General features: G+C 70.4%; 18 protein-coding genes and 3 pseudogenes. 16 read left to right on the top strand and 5 right to left on the bottom strand.

Annotated elements, in window-relative coordinates; all coding sequences use genetic code 11:
• The first annotated feature begins 2 nt into the window (after nucleotides 1-2).
• Nucleotides 3-2,081, top strand: coding sequence for an AAA family ATPase (locus JN350_RS21050; protein ID WP_461964458.1), 2,079 nt, complete (start codon nucleotides 3-5; stop codon nucleotides 2,079-2,081).
• A gap of 215 nt (nucleotides 2,082-2,296) precedes the next feature.
• Here the strand turns inward: JN350_RS21050 and JN350_RS14410 are convergent, their stop codons facing one another.
• Nucleotides 2,297-3,325, bottom strand: coding sequence for a TerC family protein (locus JN350_RS14410; protein WP_123312276.1), 1,029 nt, complete (start codon nucleotides 3,323-3,325; stop codon nucleotides 2,297-2,299).
• A 233-nt stretch (nucleotides 3,326-3,558) separates the two neighbouring features.
• Here JN350_RS14410 and ftsY point away from each other — a divergent pair, with 233 nt between their 5' ends.
• Together ftsY and JN350_RS14400 are read left to right on the top strand one after the other, a co-directional pair.
• On the top strand, nucleotides 3,559-4,428 hold the full coding sequence (ftsY, locus tag JN350_RS14405; protein WP_111086057.1) for a signal recognition particle-docking protein FtsY: 870 nt from the start codon (nucleotides 3,559-3,561) through the stop codon (nucleotides 4,426-4,428).
• Nucleotides 4,429-4,487: 59 nt separating this feature from the next.
• On the top strand, nucleotides 4,488-4,646 hold the full coding sequence (locus tag JN350_RS14400) for a DUF4175 domain-containing protein (protein WP_139199230.1): 159 nt from the start codon (nucleotides 4,488-4,490) through the stop codon (nucleotides 4,644-4,646).
• A gap of 189 nt (nucleotides 4,647-4,835) precedes the next feature.
• On the opposite strand, the pseudogene lipA reads toward JN350_RS14400, so the two are convergent.
• Nucleotides 4,836-5,818 (bottom strand): annotated as a pseudogene (gene lipA, locus JN350_RS14395) (lipoyl synthase).
• A complete protein-coding gene (gene lipB, locus JN350_RS14390) occupies nucleotides 5,815-6,465 on the bottom strand; it encodes a lipoyl(octanoyl) transferase LipB (protein ID WP_461963100.1) in 651 nt (216 codons plus the stop codon). Before lipB ends, lipA begins: the two are co-directional and overlap by 4 nt.
• 223 nt (nucleotides 6,466-6,688) lie before the next feature.
• On the opposite strand from lipB, the gene JN350_RS14385 reads away from it, so the two are divergent.
• Nucleotides 6,689-7,360, top strand: a complete 672-nt coding sequence (locus JN350_RS14385) for a VOC family protein (RefSeq protein ID WP_205462614.1) — start codon at nucleotides 6,689-6,691, stop codon at nucleotides 7,358-7,360.
• A 43-nt stretch (nucleotides 7,361-7,403) separates the two neighbouring features.
• The gene (ffh, locus tag JN350_RS14380) at nucleotides 7,404-8,957 is read left to right on the top strand and encodes a signal recognition particle protein (RefSeq protein ID WP_205462613.1); all 1,554 of its coding nucleotides are present in this window, start codon (nucleotides 7,404-7,406) and stop codon (nucleotides 8,955-8,957) included.
• A gap of 181 nt (nucleotides 8,958-9,138) precedes the next feature.
• Here the strand turns inward: ffh and JN350_RS14375 are convergent, their stop codons facing one another.
• The gene (locus JN350_RS14375; protein ID WP_205462612.1) at nucleotides 9,139-10,278 is read right to left on the bottom strand and encodes a glutamate--cysteine ligase; all 1,140 of its coding nucleotides are present in this window, start codon (nucleotides 10,276-10,278) and stop codon (nucleotides 9,139-9,141) included.
• Between the two features lie 119 nt (nucleotides 10,279-10,397).
• Here JN350_RS14375 and aroA point away from each other — a divergent pair, with 119 nt between their 5' ends.
• From aroA to trmD, 10 genes and pseudogenes are all read left to right on the top strand, one after another.
• Entirely contained in the window at nucleotides 10,398-13,640 is a 3,243-nt protein-coding gene (aroA, locus tag JN350_RS14370) for a 3-phosphoshikimate 1-carboxyvinyltransferase (protein WP_205462611.1), read from the top strand.
• Nucleotides 13,641-13,643: 3 nt separating this feature from the next.
• On the top strand, nucleotides 13,644-14,813 hold the full coding sequence (locus JN350_RS14365; protein ID WP_205462610.1) for an acyl-CoA dehydrogenase family protein: 1,170 nt from the start codon (nucleotides 13,644-13,646) through the stop codon (nucleotides 14,811-14,813).
• Between the two features lie 83 nt (nucleotides 14,814-14,896).
• Nucleotides 14,897-15,721, top strand: coding sequence for an SDR family oxidoreductase (locus tag JN350_RS14360; RefSeq protein ID WP_205462609.1), 825 nt, complete (start codon nucleotides 14,897-14,899; stop codon nucleotides 15,719-15,721).
• Nucleotides 15,722-15,725: 4 nt separating this feature from the next.
• A pseudogene (locus JN350_RS21045) lies at nucleotides 15,726-16,702 on the top strand (oxidoreductase); the annotation flags it as partial.
• Between the two features lie 89 nt (nucleotides 16,703-16,791).
• A pseudogene (locus tag JN350_RS21040) lies at nucleotides 16,792-16,986 on the top strand (hypothetical protein); the annotation flags it as partial.
• 128 nt (nucleotides 16,987-17,114) lie between these two features.
• On the top strand, nucleotides 17,115-17,843 hold the full coding sequence (locus JN350_RS14345; protein WP_205462608.1) for an FAD-dependent oxidoreductase: 729 nt from the start codon (nucleotides 17,115-17,117) through the stop codon (nucleotides 17,841-17,843).
• 164 nt (nucleotides 17,844-18,007) lie between these two features.
• A complete protein-coding gene (gene rpsP / locus JN350_RS14340) occupies nucleotides 18,008-18,421 on the top strand; it encodes a 30S ribosomal protein S16 (protein WP_111086066.1) in 414 nt (137 codons plus the stop codon).
• A gap of 3 nt (nucleotides 18,422-18,424) precedes the next feature.
• A complete protein-coding gene (locus JN350_RS14335) occupies nucleotides 18,425-18,661 on the top strand; it encodes an RNA-binding protein (protein WP_111086067.1) in 237 nt (78 codons plus the stop codon).
• 19 nt (nucleotides 18,662-18,680) lie between these two features.
• Nucleotides 18,681-19,226, top strand: a complete 546-nt coding sequence (gene rimM / locus JN350_RS14330) for a ribosome maturation factor RimM (protein WP_194651726.1) — start codon at nucleotides 18,681-18,683, stop codon at nucleotides 19,224-19,226.
• 5 nt (nucleotides 19,227-19,231) lie between these two features.
• The gene (gene trmD / locus JN350_RS14325; RefSeq protein WP_205462607.1) at nucleotides 19,232-19,924 is read left to right on the top strand and encodes a tRNA (guanosine(37)-N1)-methyltransferase TrmD; all 693 of its coding nucleotides are present in this window, start codon (nucleotides 19,232-19,234) and stop codon (nucleotides 19,922-19,924) included.
• 139 nt (nucleotides 19,925-20,063) lie between these two features.
• Here the strand turns inward: trmD and map are convergent, their stop codons facing one another.
• Complete coding sequence (map, locus tag JN350_RS14320) at nucleotides 20,064-20,855, bottom strand: type I methionyl aminopeptidase (RefSeq protein WP_205462606.1); 792 nt, start codon at nucleotides 20,853-20,855, stop codon at nucleotides 20,064-20,066.
• Nucleotides 20,856-21,022: 167 nt separating this feature from the next.
• Here map and rplS point away from each other — a divergent pair, with 167 nt between their 5' ends.
• Nucleotides 21,023-21,379: a 50S ribosomal protein L19 gene (gene rplS / locus JN350_RS14315; RefSeq protein WP_123339832.1), complete on the top strand. Its 357-nt coding sequence runs from the start codon at nucleotides 21,023-21,025 to the stop codon at nucleotides 21,377-21,379.
• Nucleotides 21,380-21,451 lie beyond the last annotated feature (72 nt).

The following is a 21,451-nucleotide window of genomic DNA, read 5'->3' as shown; positions in this document are numbered from 1 at the left end:
TGGTGCAGGGCCCGCCGGCGATCGCCGCGATCCTGCGGAACACCCTGATCGCGGACATCCCGGCGCGCGAGGACGAGCACGAGGACGAGCACGAGGACGGACACCCGGACACGCTCGACCTGGAGGCCGTGCTCGCCGCCGCCCCGCAGGCGACGGTCGTCACCCGTGCCGGCGACCTCGTGCGCGCCGTCCGCGTGACCGGCGGCGGGGAGCGCGTGACCTCGCGGATCGAGCTCGTCGCGGAGCGCGACGACGCCGTGACGCGACGCGACGCGATCAGGGCGGACGCCGAAGACGCAGCCACGGGCCTCCAGGCAGCACGCACCGCCGTCGAGGACGCACGCCGCCGCGCGGACGAGGCCGACGCTGCGTCCCGCGCGCACGCCAAGGCGACGGCCGAGTACGACCGGGCCAGCGCCTCGTCGCGGGCGAAGGCCGAGAACGCAGCGGCCGAGGTGGAGCGCCTGCGCGCTGCCCTCGCCGAGACCGACGGCGCCGTCGAGGTCGTCGAGGCCGCCCTGACGGAGGCCGAGACGGCGCTCCACGCGTTCGCCGAGCAGGAGCGTCCCGTCGTCGACGCCTCCGAGCGTCCGGGCCTGCAGGACGCACTCGAGGCCGCACGCGCCGCCGAGGTCGAGCAGCGCATCCAGGTGCAGACCGTGCGCGAGCGCGTCCGCGCCGAACGGCACCGTGCCGACCAGCTCGAACGCCAGCTCGAGGCGGAGCGCGCGGCGGCGGAGGAAGCAGCGCGTCGTGCGGTGATCCGCCGCGGGCAGATCGAGACCGCCGAAGCCGTCCTCGCCGACCTGCCGGGTGTGCTGGGCGCCGTCGACCGGTCGCTGGCCGAGGCACGCGTGCAGCTCGCGACCGAGGAGTCCGAACGGTCGAAGCGGAACACCGAACTGCAGGCGATCCGGAACGAGGAGCGCGAGCTCCGCGACCGGCTGCAGACGATCACCGACGGCGTGCACTCACTCGAGATGGAGATCTACGAGAAGAAGCTGCACGTGTCGGGCGTGCTCGACCGGGCGCTGAGCGACCTCGGGCTGACCGAGGCCGTGCTCGTCACCGAGTACGGGCCGACCGTGCCGGTGCCGGTCGACGTGCTGGTGGACCCGCGGGTGCTCGCACGGAAGCACCGCGACGCCGAGCGTGCGGCGGCTGCCGCGGCGGCTGCCGCGGCGGGCCTCGACGGGCCGGCGGACGGTGCCACGGCGCCGGTCGACGAGGCGGAGACCGACACCGACATCGCCCCCGACGACGGCACGGCGGACCTCGACACCAGCCCCGGCGACGACACGGTGGCGCTCGTCGACGCCGAATCGACGTTGCCCGGCGGCCCCGCCCTGCCCGAGTTCGACGTCACCGACGAGGTCGACCCCGACGACGTCGAGACCGTGCCGTACGTCCGCGCCGAGCAGGAGCGCCGCCTGCAGGCCGCCGAACGCGACCTCGGGCGCCTCGGCAAGGTGAACCCGCTCGCGCTCGAGGAGTTCCAGGCGCTCGAGCAGCGGCACGCGTTCCTCGCCGAGCAGCTCGAGGACCTGCAGAAGACCCGCACCGACCTGATGACGATCATCGACGAGCTCGACACGAAGATGCAGACGATCTTCGAGTCGGCGTTCAACGACACCAAGGACGCCTTCGACGTCATCTTCCCGATCCTGTTCCCGGGCGGCTCCGGCTCGATCACCCTCACCGATCCCACCGACCTGCTCGGCACCGGGATCGACGTGCAGGTGAAGCCCGCCGGCAAGAAGATCGACCGCCTGACGCTGCTGTCCGGTGGCGAGCGGTCCCTGGCCGCAGTGGCGCTGCTGGTCGCGATCTTCACCGCCAGACCGTCGCCGTTCTACATCATGGACGAGGTCGAGGCCGCCCTCGACGACGCCAACCTCGGTCGCCTGCTGACGGTGTTCGAGCGGCTCCGCGAGTCCTCGCAGCTCATCGTCATCACCCACCAGAAGCGGACGATGGAGATCGCCGACGCCCTGTACGGGGTGTCGATGCGGCAGGACGGCGTGTCCGCCGTCGTCGGGCAGCGGGTGCAGCGGCGCGAGCCCGCCGACGCGGTCGCGTAGCCGTCTGGCTGGCCGGCCGCCTCCCGGTGCCGCGAAAGCGACAGATCTCCGCCAACAGTTCGCGGCACTCTGTCGCTTTCGCGGAGAGAATCGTGGGGCTGCGACGAGATCTGTCGCTTTCGCGGCTCTGGTCGCGACCACGGACGGACGGGAGGCACGGTGCCAGCTGGCACCGTGCCTCCCGTCCGCGTTGCCGCCCGTCCAGGGCGTCGCGACTACTCCGCGTCGGCCGCGACCGACTCCTTCGGCTCGCCCGTGGGGGTGAGCCCGCGCTCCTGACGCTTCTTCGAGACGACGAGCGAGGCGGTCGTCGCGACCGCGATGGTCAGCATGATGAAGCCCAGCGAGAACCAGATCGGGATCTCGGGCGCCCACTCGATGTGCTCGCCGCCGTTGATGAACGGCAGTTCGTTGACGTGCATGGCGTGGAAGACGAGCTTCACACCGATGAAGCCGAGGATGACCGCGAGGCCCTGACCGAGGTAGATCAGACGCTCGAGCAGCCCGGCGATCAGGAAGTACAGCTGCCGCAGGCCGAGCAGCGAGAACGCGTTCGCGGTGAACACGATGAAGGCGTCCTGGGTGAGCCCGAAGATCGCGGGGATCGAGTCGAGTGCGAACAGCACGTCGGTCAGACCGATCGCCACCATGACGAGCAGCATCGGGGTGAACAGGCGCTTGCCGTCGACCTTGGTGGTCAGGCGGTCGCCGTCGTAGTGGTCCGACGTCGGGATGATGCGCTTCAGGATGCGGATCAGGCGGGAGTCGCCCTCGTCGCCACCGTGGTCGTTGCCGCTGCGGGCCTGCGACCACGCGAGCCAGAACAGCAGCGCACCGAACAGGTAGAACACCCACGAGAAGTTCTCGATGATCGTGACGCCGAGGGCGATGAAGATGCCTCGGGCGACGAGGGCGATCGCGACGCCGACCAGCAGGACCTTCTGCTGGAACTCCTTCGGCACGGCGAAGCTCGTCATGATGATGAGGAAGACGAACAGGTTGTCGACCGACAACGCCTTCTCGGTGAGCCACCCGGCGAAGTACTCACCGCCGGCCTGTCCGCCGCCGAAGACCAGGATGCCGAAGCCGAACAGGATCGCGAGTCCGATGTAGAACACGGACCAGAACGCGGATTCGCGGATGTGCGGCACGTGCGGGGTGCGCACGTGCGAGTAGAAGTCGAACACCAGCAGGGCGAGGATGCCTGCGATGGTGAGGAGCCAGACGAAGAGTGGGACGTCCACGGTTTCCTTCAGGTAGGCGACGTACGAGTGCGTGTCGTGGGACGACACGTGGGTACGCCGAGGCCTGAAGGTCTCTTCCGCCGTATCGCACCGGATCCGGTGCTGCACGACCGGCGCCCCGGGACCGGATCGTTCCGGGCCGTACTGACGGGGTCACCGAGAGGGAATACTCCCCTTCGTGAGACCGAGCATACCGGGCACAGCGGACATGCGCCGCGCTCTAAGCTGGGAGCATGGCGAGTTCCTGGTCACTGTCCTCACGGCTGCGCGGCCTCTTCCAGCGCAAGACGATCGACGAGACCACGTGGGAGGACCTCGAGACCGCGCTGATCGGTGCCGACTTCGGTCCGGACATCTCCGAGGCGATCATCGAGGACCTGCACGCGCGCGTCGACCGGTACGGCACGACCGACCCGGCCGACCTGCAGCGCATGCTGCGCGAGGTGCTCGAGGAACGGCTGTCGAAGCTCGACACCACGCTCAAGCTCAGCGCGCGGCCCGCCGTCGTGCTCGTCGTCGGGGTGAACGGTGTCGGCAAGACCACGACGATCGGCAAGTTCGCCAAGTTCCTGAAGACCTACGACCGCACGGTCCTCGTCGGTGCGGCCGACACCTTCCGTGCTGCCGCGGTCGAGCAGGTCGCGACCTGGGCCGAGCGCGCCGGCGTCGACGTCGTCCGGCCGTCGCAGCCCGGGCAGGACCCGGCCTCGGTGGCGTACCAGACCGTCGAGAAGGCGATCCGCGACAACACCGAGATCGTCGTCATCGACACCGCCGGCCGCCTGCACACCAAGGCCGGCCTGATGGACGAGCTGACGAAGATCAAGCGCGTCGTCGAGAAGCAGACCGAGATCAGCGAAGTGCTGCTCGTCCTCGACGCCACGACCGGGCAGAACGGTCTGGCCCAGGCGCAGGCGTTCATCGAGGGTGCCGGGGTCACCGGCCTCGTCATCACCAAGCTCGACGGCTCCGCGAAGGCGGGGTTCGTGCTCAGCGTGCAGGAGAAGACGGGCATCCCGATCAAGTTGATCGGCCAGGGCGAGGGCATCAACGACCTGACCGGTTTCACCCCGCACGTGTTCGTGCAGAACCTCGTCGGCTGATTCCGGGTACTGTCTCCGCAGTACAGGGATCGTCCAGGTACACCGGAAGGAGCCCCTCAATGCCCGCTCTCCTGATCATCGCGATCATCGTCGGCCTCGTCCTGCTCTTCAGCGGCATCTTCGTCGGTGCGCTGAAGTTCCTGCTGTGGGTCGGGATCGTCCTCATCATCCTGGCCGTCATCGGCTGGCTCCTCAGGAGCATCCGCGGTCGCGCATAGCGCTCGCGTCGCCCTGAACGGGCGGATGGACGAACAGGAGGCACGGTGCCAGCTGGCACCGTGCCTCCCGTCTGTCCGTGCCCGAGTCTCGGGCCGCGCGCGCCGAGTCTCGGCCTGGGCGACACTTCTCGCGCTCCGGAGCGCGAGAAGTGTCGCTGAGCGCGAAACTCGCGCAGCACCGCGCGAGACTCAGACCGCCTGGCGACCGGGCGCTGCGTCGAGCAGGTGGGACAGGTGCTCGGGAACAGAGCCGCCGCGCGCGACCGTGGCGCGCGCCCACAGGCGTCCGGCGCGGTACGACGACCGGACGAGCGGGCCGGCGAGCACCCCGGCGAAGCCCATCTCCTCGGCGACCTCGCGCAGCGCGACGAACTCTTCCGGCTTGACCCAGCGCGCCACCGGCAGGTGCCGCGGCGACGGGCGGAGGTACTGCGTCAACGTGATGATGTCCGTGCCGGCGTCGAACAGTCGTTGCAGGGCGTCCTCGATCTCGATGCGCTCCTCGCCCATGCCGAGGATCAGGTTCGACTTCGTGACGAGTCCCGCTTCGCGACCCTGCGTGATGACGTCGAGGGAGCGCTCGAACGTGAACGCCGGTCGGATCCGCTTGAAGATCCGCGGCACGGTTTCGACGTTGTGGGCGAAGACCTCGGGTCGGGCGTCGAACACCTGGCCGAGCTGGTCCGGGCGGCCGTTGAAGTCCGGTACCAGGATCTCGACGCCGGTGCCGGGGAGTGCTCGTGGATCTGGCGGATGGTCTCGGCGTAGAGCCAGGACCCGCCGTCGGCCAGGTCGTCGCGGGCGACTCCGGTCACGGTGGCGTACTTCAGGCCCATCGACACGACCGAGTCGGCGACCCGGCGGGGCTCGTCGCGGTCGAGCGGCTCGGGCTTGCCGGTGTCGATCTGGCAGAAGTCGCACCGGCGGGTGCACTGCGAGCCGCCGATCAGGAAGGTGGCCTCGCGGTCCTCCCAGCACTCGAAGATGTTCGGGCAGCCGGCCTCCTGGCAAACGGTGTGCAGCTGCTTGTCCTTGACCAGGGCGGACAGCTCGCGGAACTCCGGGCCCTGGGTGGCACGGGTCTTGATCCACCCGGGCTTCGTCTCGATCGGTGTTTCGGCGTTGCGGGCCTCGACGCGGAGCATCCGGCGGCCTTCGGGGGCGAGGGTCATACGAGGGTCTCCTGTCGAGCGGGCGCAGTGCTGGTGGCTGCGGTGCTGGTGGCTGCGGTGCTGATGCTCGCGGCGCTGCGTGCCGCGCGGCTGATCCGGTCGCCGCTGCGCATGCCGTGCTCGGCGGCACGGATGCGGTCGACCACGACGTCGGCGAGGTCGGACACCGTGACGGGGTGCCCGGCGGCGGCGCTCAGCGTCGTCACCCCGGCGTCGGCGATGCCGCACGGCACGATCGCGGCGTAGGCGTCGAGCGCGTTGTCGCAGTTGATCGCGATGCCGTGGGTCGTCACGCCCTCGGCGACGTGCAGCCCGATGGCGCCGACCTTGGCGGGCGAAGCGCCCGTCGTCGGCGGGGACCCGGTCGTCGGGACGGCCCCGGTCGTCGGCGACGACGTCCACGCGCCGCTCCGGCCGTCGATGCGCCGTGCGTCGACCCCGACGGTCGCCGCCGCGTCGATGATGACCTGCTCGAGGTCGCGCACCCAGGCCACGACGTCGATCGGAACGGCCAGTCGGACGATCGGGTAGGCGACGAGCTGCCCCGGGCCGTGCCAGGTGATGCGTCCGCCCCGGTCGACGTCGACGACCGGGGCGCCGTTCGTCGGCAGGTCGGCCGGCTCGGTGCGTCGGCCGGCGGTGTACACGGACGGGTGCTCGCACAGCACGAGGGCGCCGGGGAGCGGCCGGCGACGACGTCGGCGTGGAGGTCCCGCTGCAGCGCGAGCCCCTCGGCGTAGTCGAGCAGCCCGCCAGGCCGCAGGATCTCGAGTTCCGGCATGCGAGCGAGCCTACGACGGTTTCTGGACGGAGTACAACAACGCGGACGACCTTGACCTGAACCGTGGTTGAGGGCTTCGGATGGCAGGCATGGACGTCCGCCAGGCACAGCTCGCCACCCGCTCGCTCGACGACACCGCCCGGTTTTGGGAACGGCTCGGCTGCCCGGTCGACCGCGCCGACGGAGTGGTCGAGGTCGCGGTGGGGTCCACGCGCCTCCTGTTCCGGGAACTGCCGTCGATGACCGGTGCGCTGCACCTCGCGATCACGATCCCGGCGGGCACGTTCGACGTGGCTGCCGAGTGGATCGCCGGGATCGCGACGGTGCTGGTCGACGCGGACGGGCGTGACGAGTTCGAGGGCCCGCCGAACTGGAACTCGCGATCGGTGTACTTCGAGGGACCGGACCAGCAGCTGCTCGAGCTCATCGAACGGCGGGACCTCGCCGCTGGGGCAGGTGCGACCCGTGCTGGTGTGTCCACCGGGCCGCTGCCGCTCGTCTCCGTCAGCGAGGTCGGCATCGCGGTGCCCGACGTCCTCGGTGCCGTCGGGACACTGCGCCGCGCCGGACTCGAGCCCTACGCCAACCCGGCAGGCGAGGGCTTCGCCGCGGTCGGCGACGTCGACGGTCTCGTCAGCCTGGTGTCGTCGGACCGGCGCTGGTTCCCGACCGGTGACCGCCTGCCGTCGACCGCGCCGGTGGTCCTCGACGTCGGGCTGGACAGCCCGGTCGAGCTCACGCCCGGCGTGCTGCTGCGCTGACCGACCAGGACCCGCGCTCCGAGCCTTGTAGAATCGACGGATCATGGCGCAATTCGGTTCACTCTCCGATCGGCTGACCGAGACCTTCCGCAATCTGCGGAGCAAGGGTCGGCTGACTCCGTCCGACGTCGACGGCACCGTCCGCGAGATCCGGCGGGCGCTCCTCGACGCCGACGTCGCGCTCGAGGTCGTCAAGGCGTTCACCGCTTCCGTGCGCGAGCGTGCCCTCTCCGACGAGGTCAACCGCGCGCTGAACCCGGCGCAGCAGGTCGTCCAGATCGTCAACGAGGAACTCGTCGGCATCCTGGGCGGGCAGCAGCGTCGCCTCGAGTTCGCGAAGAAGCCGCCGACGGTCATCATGCTCGCTGGTCTGCAGGGTGCCGGTAAGACCACCCTCGCCGGCAAGCTCGGCAAGTGGCTCAAGAAGGACGGCCACACCCCGATGCTCGTCGCGGCGGACCTCCAGCGTCCGAACGCCGTGCAGCAGCTGCAGGTCGTCGGCGAGCAGGCCGGCGTCCACGTCTTCGCGCCGGAGCCCGGCAACGGCGTCGGTGACCCGGTCAAGGTCGCCAAGAACGCCATCAAGGCCGCGGTCGACCAGCAGTACGACACCGTCATCGTGGACACCGCCGGTCGTCTCGGTGTCGATGCCGAGCTGATGAAGCAGGCCGCGAACATCCGCAAGGCCGTCGACCCCGACGAGGTCCTGTTCGTCATCGACGCGATGATCGGTCAGGACGCCGTCGTCACGGCCCGCGCGTTCCAGGAAGGCGTCGACTTCACCGGTGTCGTGCTGTCGAAGCTCGACGGCGACGCCCGCGGTGGTGCGGCCCTGTCGGTGGCCAGCGTCACCGGCCGCCCGATCATGTTCGCCTCCACGGGTGAGGGCCTCGACGACTTCGAGCCGTTCCACCCGGACCGCATGGCGAGCCGCATCCTCGACCTCGGCGACATCATGTCGCTCATCGAGCAGGCCCAGTCGGCCTTCGACGAGGACGAAGCCCGCGCGGTCGCCGAGAAGATCGCGTCCGACTCGTTCACGCTGAACGACTTCCTGCAGCAGATGCAGCAGCTCCGCAAGGCCGGCTCGATCAAGGGCATGCTCGGCATGCTCCCGGGCGCCAAGGGCATGCGCGAGGCGCTGGACAACTTCGACGAGCGCGAGATCGTGCGCACCGAGGCGATCATCCAGTCGATGACGCCGAAGGAGCGCGAACTCCCGAAGCTCCTCAACGGTTCGCGTCGACTCCGCATCGCCAAGGGTGCCGGCTCCACGGTCACCGAGGTCAACGCCCTCGTGAACCGGTTCGAGCAGGCCGCGAAGATGATGAAGACCGTCGCCCGTGGTGGCGTGCCGCAGATGCCGGGCATGGGTCCGATGCCGGGCATGCACGGCGGCAAGAAGCAGCAGCAGGGCGGCAAGAAGAAGTCGAAGGTCGGCAACCCGGCCAAGCGTGCGGCGATCGCCGCCGGTACCGCTGCCGCTCCGCAGCAGGCGCCGAAGGGCTCCGGCCTCGGCCTCGGCGGTGCCGCCAAGGGCGGCAAGGCGCCGACCGAGGAAGAGCTCGCGAGCCTGCAGAAGTTCCTGGGGCGATAGTCGCGACCCCTGACGGACGGGAGGCCCGGTGCCAGCTGGCACCGGGCCTCCCGTCCGTCTGCGCGCACGTCGCGACGTTCCTTCCCAGAACGGGCGCGATGGGAAGCGGAATCGGGCGTACCTGGTCGGAAGTAACGACCCGGTACGCCCGATTCGACCAGCTACGCGGAGCGGCCCGGGGTTACAGCGACTCGCGGAATTCCGAGACCAGATGGCGGACGACCTCGCGTAGGTCACCGCCGTGCTCCTGCGCGACCCGCAGCTGCCGCTGGTAGGACGCCCCGTTCGCGATCATCGTGTCGAGGTGGTGCAACTCCTGCTGGCAGCCGAGTCGCTCGGCCACCGGGTCGAGCCGCTGCACCAGGTCGTGCACCTCGTCGGTCACGAGTCGCTCGTCGCCGGCGGCGTTCGTGATGACCTCGGCCTCCATGCCGTAGCGGGCGGCGCGCCACTTGTTCTCACGGACGAACCACGGCTGCATCGTCGGCAGGGTCTCGCCGGCGTCGAGCCGGTCGGACATCGTGGTGACCAGGCACTGCACGAGCGCGGTGACGGCACCGAGCTCGTGCAGGGTCGAGATGCCGTCCGACACCCGGTTCTCGAGCGTGCCCCACTTCGGCGACGGGCGGATGTCCCAGCGCAGGTCCTTCACGCTGTCGATGACGCCGGTGTGCGTGAGGTCGCTCACCACCTCTTCGAAGTTCGCCCAGGCCCCGAGGGCGGGCGGCAGGCCACCGGTGGGGAGCTGCTGGAACATCAGCGCGCGGTTCGAGGCGTAGCCGGTGTCGATGCCGGCCCAGAACGGGCTCGACGCGGTGAAGGCCTGCAGGTGCGGGACGTACGCGAGCATCGCGCCGAGGATCGGCAGGGCCTTGTCGCGGTCGTCGATGCCGACGTGCACGTGCACACCCCAGATGAGCATCTGACGGCCCCACCAGCGCGTCCGGTCGATCAGGGTCGTGTAGTGCTCACTGTCCGGGGTGATCTCCTGCTGGTCCCACACCGCGAACGGATGCGTGCCGGAGCACATGACCTGGGCGTCGAGCGGTTCGGCAGCGTCGATGACCTCGCCGATGATGCCCGACAGCTCGCTCGTGGCGTCGCCGACCCGTGCGTGCACGCTGGAGACGACCTCGACGGTGTTCGTCAGGAGTTCCTCGGTCACCCGCTCGCGGTCGCCGATCCGTTCGTGCACGGCCGCGATGACGGCAGGGGCACGGGGCGTGAGGTCGCCGGTCGACAGATCGACCAGCGGGAGTTCCCACTCGACGCCGATGGTCGACGGAGGGGACTCGGTGAAGCGGATGTCCATGCTGTACATCCTGCCCGGAAGGTTGTCGGACACGCACAACGACGGCGCCTTCTGGTCGTGCGGATCCGATTCACAGTAGTTCCACACCGGGCGTACCGTTGATATGTACAGAGCAGGAAGAGGTACGCATGCAGTTGGTCGTGCGCGGCACGTCCGCACCACTCGTCGGTGAACTCGACGTCCCGGTCTCGAAGTACCACGCGCACCGCGCGCTGGTGCTCGCGTCGCTGGCGAAGGGGACGAGCATCGTCTCCGGCATCAGCGCCACCCGCCAGGTCGAGTGGACCGTCGGAACGCTCCGCGCCCTCGGCGTCGACGTGAAGCGTCGCGGGGACGAGTACCACGTCACCGGGCTCGGCGGCCGGTACGAGGCCACCGACGTCGTCGACCACGGGTCCCGTGGCGCCGACGGCATCCTGAACATGGGGTCCTCGGGCACCACGCTCTACTTCATGACGGGTCTGGCGTCCCTCGCCGACAAGCCGATGACGCTCGCCGGCATGAAGTACTTCCAGCGCCGCCCCATCAAGGCGCTGCTCACCTCGCTGACCCAGATGGGCGTCGAGCTCGAGGCGACGAACGACTGCCCGCCCGTGACCGTCCAGCCGAAGCGCCCTCGCGGCGGCGACGTCACGATCGCCGGCACCCTGTCGCAGTGGGTCTCCGGCCTGCTCCTCGTGGCCCCGTTCGCCGAGCAGGAGACCCGGATCCACATCACCGGCGACCGACTCAACGAGCAGCCCTACGTCGAACTGACCGTCCGGATGATGCGACAGTTCGGCCTGACGGTCGAGGTCTCCGACGACTGGCTCGAGTACCGGATCCCGGCGAACCAGCAGGCCACCCCGCACGACTACGTCATCCCGCCGGACATCGGCTCCGCCGCGTTCGGCATCGCCGCGGCCGGCATCCGCGAGTCGAACCTGCTCCTGCGCGGCATGACGGCCTTCACCACCGCCGAGACCGACCACCCGGAGAGCGAGTTCCTCGACCTCGCGTCGGCGATGGGCGTCCCGATGCGGATCGACGAGGAGACCGGGTTCGTGCGCATCGAGCACGACGGTTCTCCGCTGCGACCGCTCGACATCGACTGCCAGCCGATCCCCGACCTGCTGCCGGTCCTGTCGACGATGGCGACGTTCGCCGAGGGCACCACCCGGCTCTGGAACGTCGCGCACATCCGGCTGAAGGAGTCGGACCGCGTCGCGGCGATGCTGCAGCTCAACCGCATGGGCGGCCGTGCCGAGCAGGGTGCCGACGAACTCCGCGTCACCGGTGTCGGGGCCGAGGGACTCCACGGCGCGCAGATGTCGTCGTTCAACGACCACCGCGTGCTCATGTCGCTCGCCGTCGCCGCCTCGAAGGCGCGCGGCACCTCGGGGCTGACCTACCCACGGGCCTACCGGATCTCGTACCCGACGTTCCTCGAGGCGATGAACTCCGTCGGCCTCGACATGGAGGTCGGCGACGCCCTCGCCGCGCAGATCGCCCGCGACGACCGGGCCGACGCGGCCGAGGCCGCCGAGATCGCCGACGCGCGCACCGACCTCGGCGAGCGCACCGACGGTGAGCGCGCCGACGGGGAGCGCACCGACGGTGAGCGGGCCGACGGTGAGCGCACCGACGGCGAGCAGCAGCCGCTCGCGCCCACGAACCCGGAGCAGCTCGCGCTCGCCGGAGTCGACGCCGACCCCCTCGTGCTGAGCGAGAAGGTCCGTACCCTGGCGACGACCGATCCCGACGGCCTCGCGGTCATCGAGGTCGGCGGCGCAGCACCGGTGAACACCACGTGGCGGGAACTGCAGGACGAGGCCGACAAGGTCTCCGCGCTCCTGCTCGAGCTGGGGGTCCGCACGGGCGAGTCGGTCGCCATGCAGCTGCCGAACTGGCGCGAGTTCGTCTCCATCACCCTCGGGGCGATCCAGATCGGGGCGGTCGCGACGCCGATCATGCCGGTGTTCGGTCCGCGTGAGACGACGATGACGCTCGCCCGGTCCCGCGCCCGCGTGGTGTTCCTGCCGAACGTGTTCCGCAAGCGTCGGCCCGCGCTCGAGCTCCTCGACGTCATCGACGAGGCGAAGGCCCAGCAGCGCCGGCTGTCGGTCGAGCACGTCGTCGTGCTCCGGTCCGAGGCGCGCGGTCAGGTCGACGCCCCGACCAACCAGCCGCCGCTGCCGGCCGATGCCCTGGACCGGGTGGCCGCGAGCGACTGGCACTGGCGCTACTTCGACAACGCCCTCGACGCCGTGCACGTGGACGTCGACGAGATCACCGCGCGTGCGCCGGGCCCCGACGACGTCTGCCAGTTGCTGTTCACGAGCGGCACGACGGGGGAGCCGAAGGGCGTGCAGCACCCGCACCGCACCCTCGGGCTGGCGACCGCCATGCACGTCGCGCAGTCGGGCTTGACGAGCTCGGACCGGATCTACATCCCGTCGCCGCTCGCGCACCAGACCGGGTTCCTGTACGGCATGCTGCTGGCGTTCCGGCTCGGTGCGCCGCAGGTCATCCAGCCGGTGTGGGACGGCACCGTCGCGCTCGAGCAGGCGTTCGGCGTCGCGAAGGCGTCGTTCGTGCAGTGCGCGACCCCGTTCCTGACCGACCTCGTGGACCTGGTCGAAGCCGGTGCCGCCCAGCCCGAGTCGCTGCGGATCTTCGTGCCGACCGGTGCCGCCGTGCCGCGGGCCCTCGCCCAGCGGGCCGCGACGGTGCTCGGCACGGCCATCCTCGGCGCGTTCGGCACGAGCGAGACCTGCCTCGGCGCCCTGTCCAGCCCGAGCGACGACCCGGCGGCAGCGTACGGGCACGACGGTCGTGCGCTGCCGGGCATCCGGATCCGGATCGTCGACGACGAGGGCCACGAGCTCGCCGCCGACACCGAGGGCAACTTCGAGCTGCACTCGCCGACGATGTTCGACGGCTACCTCGACCGCCAGGACCTGACCGACGACGTCTTCACCGAGGACGGCTGGTACAAGACCGGCGACCTGGCGAAGGTCGACGCGAACGGCTTCCTGTCGATCACCGGTCGGATCAAGGACGTCATCAACCGTGGCGGCGAGAAGATCCCGGTCGTCGAGATCGAGAACCTGCTCTACCAGCACCCCCTGGTGACCGACGTGGCGATCGTCGCGATGCCGGATGCCCGACTCGGTGAGCGTGCCTGCGCGTTCGTCGTGCCGGCCGCCGGTGCCGAGCGGCTCGACTTCGCGGCGATGCAGCAGGCGCTCGACAAGGCGGGCGTGAGCAAGTACTACTGGCCGGAGCGGCTCGAGTACATCGACGAACTGCCGCGCAACGCCGTCGGCAAGGTCCAGAAGAACGTCCTGCGCGAGCAGGCGGCCGCGCTCGTCGCGACGAAGGAGAACTGAGAGATGACGATGGTCACGGAGCCGGACACCGAGACGGCCTTCCAGCAGCTCAAGGCCGAGGTCACCGAGTGGGTCCGCGGCCGTGGTGAGGAGTGGGCCGACGAGATCGAGCGCACCGGCCAGGTCGCCCCGGAGCTCTTCCAGGAGCTCAAGGACAACGGGTGGCTCAGCCTCGCGGCGCCGACCGAGCTCGGCGGACGGGGCATCCCGTTCTCGCGCTACCTCGAGATCATGGAGATCGTCTCCCGCTCGCACGCGTCGATCCGCATGCTCGTCCACGTCATCAACGGCACGTGGCGCGCCATGGCGCCGTACGCGACGCCCGAGCAGATCGAACAGGTCGTGAAGCCGAGCGTCGCGGGCGACAAGCTCGTCGCGTTCACCCTGACCGAGGCCACGGCCGGCACCGGCGCGGACATCCGCACCACCGTCCGCCGCGAGGGCGACACCTACGTGATGAACGGCGAGAAGCACCTCATCACGTTCGGCGTCAAGGCCGACTACTGGCTCATCGCGGCCCGGCTCGAGGGCACCACCGGCCAGGACGGCACGGTCGCGTTCCTCATGCCGAACTCCGGTCTGCCGGGTGCCGAGGTGATCGACGACTCCGACACCATGGGCATCCGCGGTACCGACCACGCGATCCTGCGCTTCACCGACGTGCCGGTACCGGCCAGTGCGCTGCTCGGCGCCGAGGGCCAGGGGCTCGAGGTCGCGCTCGGCGGCTTCCTGCTGCCGAGTCGCGTGTCCGTCGCGATGAGCGCCGTCGGCCTCGCCGAGCGCGCGAACGAGCTCGCCGTCGAGTACGCGAACAAGCGGGAGACCTTCGGCAAGCAGCTCTCCAGCCGCCAGGCGATCCAGTTCTACCTGGCCGAGAACTACGCCGACATCGCCGCCGCCCGCGCCCTGGTGCTCGAAGCCGCCCGCGCCTACGAAGAGGACCGCCCGGACGCCGGCACGCTGTCCAGCGCCTCGAAGATGGTCGCGGTCGACATGCTCGCCCGCGTCACCGACAAGGCCCTGCAGGTGCACGGCGGCCAGGGCTACTGGAAGCGCAACGCGATCGAGCGCGTCTACCGCGACGCGCGCGCGCAGCGCTTCGAAGAGGGCACCAACGAGATCCAGAAGCTGGTCGTCGGCCGCGCCGTCGTCACCGGCAAGGCCGGGTTCTAGACAGCAACCACCCACCGGACTGGAGGCCCGTGGCGGGTCCGCCCCGCGCCTCCCGTCCCTCCCCACGCACGTAGAGGACCGCAGTGACCGACAACACCAACGCACCCATCGCACTGATCACGGGCGCTTCGCGCGGCATCGGCCGCCTGCTCGCGCAGAAGCTCGGCCAGCGCGGCGTGACCGTCGTGGTCACGTACAAGGGCAACGCCGACCTGGCCGAGGAGTCGCTGGCCGACGTCAAGGCCGCCGGCGGCGACGGCATCACCGCGCAGGTCGACATCGAGCAGCCGGAGTCGATCGACGCCCTGTTCGACCTGGTGCGGGACACCTACGGTCGCCTCGACCACTTCGTCGCGAACGCCGCTGCCAGCGCGTTCAAGCCGGTCAAGGAACTGAAGCTGCACCACCTCGACCGCAGCTACGCCACCAACGCCCGCTCGTTCGTGCTCGGGGCGCAGCGTGCCGCCGAGCTGATGGACCGCGGTGGGCGCATCGTCGTCGTGACCTCGTACGGATCGCTCCGCGCGTTCCCGACCTACGCCGCGCTCGGCGCCGCGAAGGCCATGAGCGAGTCGTACATGAAGTACATGGCGGTCGAGTTCGGTCCGCGCCAGATCACGGTGAACGCGGTCAACGGTGGTCTGATCGACACCGACTCGCTCGAGTACTTCTACACGAAGGTCCCGGGCCAGGCGCCGATCGACTCGGTGTTCGAGAAGCTCCCGCTGCAGCGCCCCGGCACCGCCGACGACATGGCGGACGCGGTGGACTTCCTGCTGTCCGACAAGGCCGGCTACATCACCGGCCAGGTATTGTCGGTCGACGGCGGCCTGACCGTGATCGCCCCGCCGTTCTGGGCGGACACGACGTCGCCGCTGCGCGACGCGGTGCTCCCTCCGGCAGAGTAGGGGCATGAGCACCGTCGCCATGCCCGAGCTCGCCGTCGTCTCCTCGCCGTGGACCCTCGGCCCCCTGACCCTGCCCAACCGGGTCGTCATGGGGTCGATGCACACCGGACTCGAGGTGCACGACGACGGTGGGGCCGGCATGGCGGCGTTCTACCGCGAACGTGCCGCCGGCGGCGCCGCCTGCATCATCACCGGCGGCATCGCGGTGAACGACGAGGCCCGGGGCGGCCCCGACTTCGCCGTGTTCGGTGTCGGGGGAGCGGACGAGCGGTTCCGCGCCGCGGTCGACGCCGTGCACGACGAGGGCTCCACGATCCTCGCGCAGCTGTTCCACGCCGGGCGGTACGCGCTCGCCGCGGGGATGGTCGACCGGCACGGGGACCCCCAGCGCGTGGTGGCACCGTCGGCCCTGCCCTGGGCGGCCGCCCGTGGCGTGGTGCCGACCGAGCTGACGCCGGCCGAGATCGAGCGCACCATCGAGGACTTCGCCGCCGCGGCCCGGTCCGCGCGCGACATCGGGTTCGACGGCGTCGAGATCATGGCGTCCGAGGGTACCTCATCAACCAGTTCCAGTCGCCGCTGACGAACCTGCGTGACGACGAGTGGGGCGGTTCTCCCGAACGCCGACGCCGCTTCACGATCGCGGTGGTGTCGGCCGTGCGTGCCGCGGTGCCGGACCTCGCCGTGACGATCCGGCTCTCCGGCGCCGACCTGATGCCCGGTTCGTCGACCGAGGACGACGTCGACGCCCTGGTGCACGACCTGCTGCCGCTCGGGCTCGACGGCATCTCGGTGGGGATCGGCTGGCACGAGTCCCGCACGCCGACCGTGCAGGCCGCCGTGCCGCACGGTGCCTGGCTCGCCTACGCCGCGCGCATCGCCGGGGTCGTGCGCGCCTCGTCGTACCCAGACGTCCGGGTGATCGCGTCGAACCGGATGACCGACCTGCGCGACGGTGAGACCGTCCTCGCCGACGGGAGCATCGACGCCGTCGCCCTGGCCCGACCGTTCCTCGCCGACCCCGCACTCGTGAACCGGTCGCTGGCGGGCCGGTTCGCCCTGGTGAACACCTGCATCGGCTGCAACCAGGCCTGCCTCGACCGCTCGATCGTCGGCGCGCCGGTGTCCTGCCTGGTGAACCCGCGCGCCGCCCGCGAGGTCGCGTTCCCCGCGCGTCCGACCATCGACCCCAAGCGCGTCGACGTCGTCGGCGGGGACCGGCCGGACTCGCCGCAGCCGTCGACGCCGCCCGACGGGGCCACCACGTCACCGTGTGGGAGGCCGCCGACCGGCTCGGTGGCCAGTTCGGCCTCGCCGCGCTCGTCCCCGGGAAAGAGGACTACGCCGCCACCGTGCGGGCTGCCCGCGCCGAACTCGACGAGCGGGGGCCACGGTGCACCTCGGCCGCCCGGCGACGCCCGCGGACCTGGCGGACAGCGACGCCGTGGTGCTCGCCGCCGGGGTGGTCCCGCGCGACGTCGACATCCCCGGTGCACACCTGCCGCACGTCCTGTCGTACGAGCAGGCGCTGCGCGATGGCGTGCCGGCCGGCACCGTCGCGATCATCGGTGGCGGCGGCATCGGCGTCGACACCGCGGCGTTCCTGACCGAGTCGCCGGACGAGTCGGTCCGCGCCACCGAGTTCGCGGCGCGCTGGGACCTCGACGTCTCCGAGGAGCTCGTCGGTGACGTGCCCCAGCGGCTGCCCGCCGCGTCGCGCACGATCCGGCCGGGCTCCGACGTCACCGTGCTGCGCCGATCGGGCAAGTTCGGGCAGGGCGTCGGGATCACCTCGCGCTGGGTCGCCATCGGTCGCCTCCGTGACGCCGGGGTGCGCATGGTCGGTGGCGTGCAGGAGTACCTGCGCATCGAGCCCGGTGTCCTCTGGATCCGCGACGAGGACGGCGAGCAGCGTGCGATCCCGGCGGACAACGTCGTGGTCTGCGCCGGGCAGGAACGCGCGATCGACACCGAGGGTGACGTGCCTGACGGACTCGTGACGGGCCTCCAGGCCGCCGGTGTGCCGTTCGCCGTCGTCGGCGGCGCACGCGACGCACGGAGCGTGGACGCGGTCCGCGCGACGTCCGAGGCCCTCGAAGCGGTCCGGCGACTCGCGCCGTAGCGCGTCGGCTCGCATCGCGGCCCGGAATCTGTAAGAATGAACGGTCGAATCGCCGCAGCTCGACCCTCTATCCAGCTGTGAGCGATCTCTCTCGAGCTTTCACCGTGTGTGCCCCCACGCCCGCGGTTCCAGTTCAACCACAACGTAAGCAAACAGGAGCAATTGTGGCTGTCAAGATCCGTCTGAAGCGTCTCGGTAAGATCCGTGCGCCCTACTACCGCATCGTCGTCGCCGACTCGCGCACCAAGCGCGATGGTCGTGTCCTCGAGGAGATCGGTCAGTACCACCCGACCGAGGAGCCCTCGGTCATCAAGATCGAGTCCGAGCGTGCGCTCTACTGGCTCGGCGTCGGCGCGCAGCCGACCGAGCAGGTCGCGGCCCTCCTCAAGCTGACCGGCGACTGGGCCAAGTTCAAGGGCGAGAAGGACACCGCGTCCAAGGTCAAGGTCGCCGAGCCGAAGCAGGCCTTCCAGGTCGACTCCTCGAAGAAGGCCGTCCTCAAGCCGAAGTCGGAGAAGACGGCTCCCGCCGCCAAGACCGACGACGCCGAGACCGCCGACGAGACGACCGAGGCGTAGTCCTTGCTCGAATCCGCGCTGACGCACCTCGTCAAGGGGATCGTCGATCACCCTGACGACGTGCGCGTCGCCAGCTCCACCTCCCCGCGGGGCGAGGTCCTCGAGGTGCGCGTGCACCCCGAGGACCTCGGCCGCGTGATCGGTCGTGCCGGGCGGACCGCCAAGGCACTCCGCACCCTCGTCTCGGCCCTGGCCGACGGCAAGCGGGTGCGGGTCGACGTGGTCGACACCGATTCCTAGGGAGACGACCCAGCTCCGGGTGGGTCGAATCACGAAGGCACACGGGCTCAAGGGCGGCATCAAGCTCGAGCTCTACACCGACGACCCGGATCGTCGGTTCACCCCCGGTGCCACGTTCACGCTCCAGGTCCCCGACGACTCACCGTGGTCGGGCAAGACCCTCGAGCTGGACGAGCTCCGCTGGTACAACGGTCACCCCGTCGCGTTCTTCGCCGGGATCGACGACCGCACCGGCGCCGAGTCGCTCGCCCGGATCATCCTCTGGGTCGAACAGGACGCCGACGCCGAGACCGGCGAGGACGACGCCTGGTACGACCACCAGCTGGTCGGGCTGAAGGTGCTGCGCGACGGCGTCGAGGTCGGCACCGTCGCCCGCGTGGACCACATGCCGGCGCAGGACCTGCTCGCGATCGACACCCCGTCTCGCGGCGAGGTCCTCGTGCCGTTCGTCGCGGCGATCGTGCCCGCGGTCGACATCGCTGCCGGCACCGTCACGGTCACGCCGCCGCAGGGCCTGTTCGAGGACCCCGAGGACACGTCCCGGCCCGAGACGGTCACGGACTAGCTGCCGTGCGGATCGACATCGTCACGATCTTCCCGGAGTTCTTCTCCGTGCTCGACGTGTCCCTGCTCGGCAAGGCCCGCTCCGGTGGGCTGCTCGACCTGCACGTGCACGACCTGCGGTCCTGGACGACCGACCGGCACCGCACCGTCGACGACACCCCGTACGGCGGCGGCGCCGGCATGGTGATGAAGCCGGAGCCGTGGGCGCAGGCGCTCGAGGCCCTGCTCCGGCCGGACGGCTCGTCGACCCTCGTGGTCCCGACACCCGCCGGCACACCGTTCACGCAGTCCATCGCCCGCTCGCTCGCCTCGACCTCCGACCACCTCGTGTTCGCCTGCGGGCGGTACGAGGGCATCGACGCCCGCGTCTTCGAGTGGGCTGCGTCACGCTGCTCGGTCGTCGAGCTCTCGCTCGGCGACTACGTGCTGAACGGCGGCGAGGTCGCGGCGATGGCCATGATCGAGGCCGTCGGGCGACTCGTCCCCGGCGTCGTCGGTAACCCCGAGTCCCTGGTCGAGGAGTCCCACGAGGACGGCCTGCTCGAGTACCCCTCGTACACGAAGCCCGCGTCCTGGCGCGACCACGACGTGCCCGAGGTGCTGCTCAGCGGCCACCACGGCAGGGTCGCCGCGTGGCGGCACGAGCAGCAGGTGGAGCGGACGCGGCGCGTCCGGCCGGACCTGCTGCCCGACTCGTAGCGCCTCCCTGCCCCCCGAGACTCGGGCCGCGCGACAGTTCTCGCGGTCGCGATCGCGAGAACTGTCGCTGGGCATGAGACTCGGCTCCGCCGTTTCGGACTGGAGGCGCGGGGCGGGCCCGCACCGCGCCTCCAGTCCGTCAGGCGGTCGGGTCGGCGCGCTGGGCGCGACGCAGGGTCAGGACCTCGGGTCCGGCCTCGGTGACCGCCACCGTGTGCTCGACGTGCGCTGCGCGCGAGCCGTCGACGCTCCGCAGCGTCCAGCCGTCGTCGTCCTGGTACAGCTCGTCGGTGCCCTGCATGAGCCACGGCTCGATCGCGACCACCAGGCCCGGCCGGAGCTTCAGACCGCGACCGGGACGTCCGTCGTTCGGCACGTGCGGGTCCCCGTGCATCGTGCGACCGACTCCGTGCCCGCCGAACTGCAGGTTGACGCCGTAGCCCGCCTGCTTCGCCACGTGCCCGATCGCGTGCGACACGTCGCCGAGCTTGTTGCCGGGCGCAGCCTGCGCGATGCCAGCGGCCAGGGCGCGCTCGACGGTGTCGATGAGCGTCTGGTCCTCGTCGCGGGGCGTTCCGACCTGCACCGACACGGCCGAGTCCGCCACCCAGCCGTCGACGCTCGCGGCGAAGTCGAGGCTGACGAGGTCGCCGTCCTGCAGCACGTGGTCGAACGGCAGGCCGTGCAGCGCGGCGTCGTTCACCGAGGTGCACAGGTTCTTGCCGAACGGCGACTTGCCGAACGAGGGGTGGTAGTCGACGTAGCAGCTCTCGGCACCCCGGTCGGCGATCATCCGGGCGGCGACGCGGTCGAGCTCGAGCAGGTTCACGCCGACGTCGACCGTGTCGAGCAGTTCGTCGAGGACGTCGGCCACGAACCGACCGGCGGCGCGGAGGCCGTCGAGTTCCGTGGGGGTGCGCAGTTCGATCATGGGTCCATCCTCGCTGTTTTGCCCCCGGCGTTCCGTGTGGCAGTATGGATCGCTGTGCCCTGGCTGGACTCTGCCACGGGGGAGTCGCCGACACCGGGCACGCACCACCACTTCATCAGACATCGATCCGCGGCGACCCGTGTGCGTCCGCAGAGAGTAGAACAGCCATGAGCCAGCTCCTCGACAACGTCGACGCAGCATCGCTGCGGACCGACGTCCCGGACTTCCGCGCCGGTGACACCATCAAGGTGCACGTGAACATCGTGGAAGGCACGCGCTCGCGTATCCAGGTCTTCCAGGGTGTCGTCATCGGCCGCCAGGGCCACGGCATCGGCGAGACCTTCAAGGTCCGCAAGGTGAGCTTCCAGGTCGGCGTCGAGCGCTGGTTCCCGGTGCACTCGCCGATCATCGACCACATCGAGATCGTCACCAAGGGTGACGTCCGTCGCGCGAAGCTCTACTACCTGCGCGAACTGCGCGGCAAGGCGGCCCGCCGCAAGATCAAGGAGAAGCGCGACGCCTGATCGCCTTCACAGTGAGCGTCCGCGAGCCGGACGCCGCTGCTGGCCCCTCGCCGATGTACGGTTGTGCATCGA

Origin of the sequence: Curtobacterium sp. 24E2, from assembly GCF_016925595.1 — a bacterium.
GTDB lineage: Bacteria > Actinomycetota > Actinomycetes > Actinomycetales > Microbacteriaceae > Curtobacterium.
The sequence above is the reverse complement of the archived record's forward strand: the minus strand, read 5'-3'. Positions and strand labels throughout refer to the sequence as shown.

Coding starts and splice junctions, on each gene's coding strand:
- ftsY (WP_111086057.1), top strand. CDS start 3,559: ATGGCGAGTTCCTGGTCACTGTCCTCACGGCTGCGCGGCCTCTTCCAG.
- JN350_RS14400 (WP_139199230.1), top strand. CDS start 4,488: ATGCCCGCTCTCCTGATCATCGCGATCATCGTCGGCCTCGTCCTGCTC.
- JN350_RS14385 (WP_205462614.1), top strand. CDS start 6,689: ATGGACGTCCGCCAGGCACAGCTCGCCACCCGCTCGCTCGACGACACC.
- ffh (WP_205462613.1), top strand. CDS start 7,404: ATGGCGCAATTCGGTTCACTCTCCGATCGGCTGACCGAGACCTTCCGC.
- JN350_RS14375 (WP_205462612.1), bottom strand. CDS start 10,278: ATGTACAGCATGGACATCCGCTTCACCGAGTCCCCTCCGTCGACCATC.
- aroA (WP_205462611.1), top strand. CDS start 10,398: ATGCAGTTGGTCGTGCGCGGCACGTCCGCACCACTCGTCGGTGAACTC.
- JN350_RS14365 (WP_205462610.1), top strand. CDS start 13,644: ATGACGATGGTCACGGAGCCGGACACCGAGACGGCCTTCCAGCAGCTC.
- map (WP_205462606.1), bottom strand. CDS start 20,855: ATGATCGAACTGCGCACCCCCACGGAACTCGACGGCCTCCGCGCCGCC.
- rplS (WP_123339832.1), top strand. CDS start 21,023: ATGAGCCAGCTCCTCGACAACGTCGACGCAGCATCGCTGCGGACCGAC.